3 protein-coding genes are annotated in these 2387 nt (G+C 59.6%); all 3 read right to left on the minus strand.

Annotation, left to right across the window (positions count from 1 at the left end; translation table 11 throughout):
* Window positions 1–35: 35 nt before the first annotated feature.
* The 3 genes from tnpC to tnpA all read right to left on the minus strand — a co-directional run bounded on the left by tnpC (window position 36) and on the right by tnpA (window position 2287).
* Window positions 36–1571, minus strand: a complete 1536-nt coding sequence (tnpC, locus tag JNA92_RS25530) for an IS66 family transposase (protein WP_012312017.1) — start codon at window positions 1569–1571, stop codon at window positions 36–38.
* Window positions 1572–1634: 63 nt separating this feature from the next.
* Window positions 1635–1970, minus strand: a complete 336-nt coding sequence (gene tnpB / locus JNA92_RS25535; RefSeq protein WP_012312018.1) for an IS66 family insertion sequence element accessory protein TnpB — start codon at window positions 1968–1970, stop codon at window positions 1635–1637.
* Window positions 1967–2287: an IS66-like element accessory protein TnpA gene (tnpA, locus tag JNA92_RS25540; protein WP_010954361.1), complete on the minus strand. Its 321-nt coding sequence runs from the start codon at window positions 2285–2287 to the stop codon at window positions 1967–1969. Before tnpA ends, tnpB begins: the two co-directional genes overlap by 4 nt.
* Between the last annotated feature and the right edge of the window lie 100 nt (window positions 2288–2387).

Consider the following 2387-nt stretch of genomic DNA (forward strand, 5'->3'; position numbering starts at 1 on the left):
CAGCGTAAGCGTCCGGCGAACTCACCTTGCGTAAGTCAGGCCGGCACCCACTGATGCGGCAGCAACTGTCCGATCTCACTGGCCCGTTGGGTCGGCAGCCGCGTCAGCACATCTTTGAGATAGGCATACGGATCATGCCCATTCATGCGCGCCGACTGGATCAAACTCATGATTGCCGCAGCCCGCTTACCGCTGCGCAGGGATCCCGCAAATAACCAGTTCGAGCGCCCGAGTGCCCATGGCCGTATCTGGTTTTCGACCTGGTTGTTGTCGATGGGCACAGCCCCATCATCCAGGTAGCGGGTCAGCGCTACCCAGCGTTTCAGGCTGTAATCGAGGGCTTTGGCCGTGGCTGATCCGTTGGGCACCAAGTCGCGCTGGGCCAACATCCAGTCATGCAGTGTTTTGAGGATCGGCACCGCCAATTCTTGTCGTATTCGCCAGCGCTCTTCATCACTCATGTCCCGCGCCTGACGTTCGACCTCGTACAAGCCGCTGATCGAGTGCAGGGCCTGTTCAGCCAGCTGACTTTTGTTCGCCACGTGCAAATCAAAGAACTTGCGCCGGGCGTGGGCCATGCAGCCGATTTCAGTGATGCCTTGTTCGAAACCGGCTTTGTAGCCAGCGAAGTCGTCGCAGACCAACTTGCCGTTCCAGTCACCCAGGAAGTTGCGCGCATGTTCGCCAGCACGGCTTGGGCTGAAGTCGTAAACCACCGCGTTGAGCCCTGAAAACGGCGTCGTGCTGTACGCCCAGACATAGGCCCGGTGGGTTTTCTTCTCGCCTGGCGCAAGCATTTGCACCGGTGTCTCATCAGCGTGGATCACGCCCTGGTTCAGCACGGCTTCACGCAGTGCATCGACCAGTGGCTGAAGCCGCACGCCGGTTTGTCCGACCCACTGCGCCAGGGTCGAGCGAGCAATTGCCAGCCCGGCACGGCCAAAGATTTTCTCCTGCCGGTACAGCGGCAAGTGATCGGCAAACTTGGCCACCATCACGTGGGCCAACAAACCTGTGGTCGGGATACCTTTGTCGATAACCTGGGCTGGCACCGGGGCCTGGATCAGGGTTTCGCACTGGCGACAGGCCCATTTGCCCCGCACATGTTGCTCGACGGTAAACACGCCCGGCGTGTAATCCAGCTTCTCGCTGACGTCTTCGCCGATGCGTTGAAGTTGGCAGCCACAGACGCACTGGGTGTTTTCGGGTTCGTGACGAATCACCGTGCGTGGAAACTGCGGCGGCAAAGGCGCACGTTTCGGGGATTGTCGTGGTTCGGCCTGTGGCGCATCTGGGAGAAGCTGTTTTAGCTCGGCCTCGATAGCTTCAAGGTCTGTGTCGAGCAGGTCATCCAGCAAGCTGCTTTGCGCCGGGCTGATTTGCTCGCTGCGCTTGGCAAACTTGTGCCGTTTGAGCAGGGCGATTTCGAACTTGAACTGTTCGATGAGGATTTCATCGTTCTGAATCTTCCTGCTCATCGCCTCGACCTGGGATTGCAATTGCAACGCCTGTGCCGCCAAGGCACGAAGCTGTTCCGGGGTCATCTGGTCGAGGTTGGGCGAGAAAGTCATGCCGCCGATTGTGCCAGAGCAGGCGCGGGGCGACGACAAGTAGACCGGCCAAATGGCCGGCGTTTACAGCATGCTAATCACACCGCCTGCACCGACGCGCTGCCACGGCAGGCCCAGCACCAACGCCTGGAGTTGTTCGCTGTCGAGTTCGACCTCGCAGCCGTGGCGAATGCCGGGCCAGTGGAACTTGCCTTGGTTCAGTCGACGCGCTGCCAGCCAGACACCGACGCCATCGTGCACCAGCACTTTCATCCGGTTAGCCTGGCGATTGGCGAACAGATAAGCGCAGTGCGGCTTCGCCGCACCGAACACCGCAATCACCCGAGCTAATGCTGTCTCGGTGCCAGCGCGCATGTCCATCGGCTCGGTGGCCAGCCAGATGGCATCGATGCGGATCATTGAGCGAAAGCCCGAATAAATTGCGCACAACCCTCGGGATCCGAGGCTGGCCATTTCACCGTGATCACTTGCCCGGCCACGGGCAACTCGATGATCACTGACGCTTCGACTGGCCGTTTAGGTGCGGCTTTTAGCGGGACGAAAGCTGGTAGTGAAGCCGCTGCGGGCTGATCTCGATAGAGCGGCAGCCATTTGCGGATGACGTTGGCATTGATGCCGTGGTTGATGGCGACACTGGACACGGTTGCGCCAGGTTGCAGGCATTCCTGAACGACCTGGGCTTTGAACGGTTTCGGATAAGAGCTTCGTTGGCGCATAGAAATCCTGGCGATAAGGGTGATCGCGTCCGCTTAAAAATACGCGGACACCATCGCCCTTAATGCTGGAGTTCGGAAGGTGAGTTCGCCGGACGCTTAC

It is taken from the genome of Pseudomonas putida (assembly GCF_022627325.1).
Classification (GTDB): Bacteria; Pseudomonadota; Gammaproteobacteria; order Pseudomonadales; family Pseudomonadaceae; genus Aquipseudomonas; species Aquipseudomonas putida_X.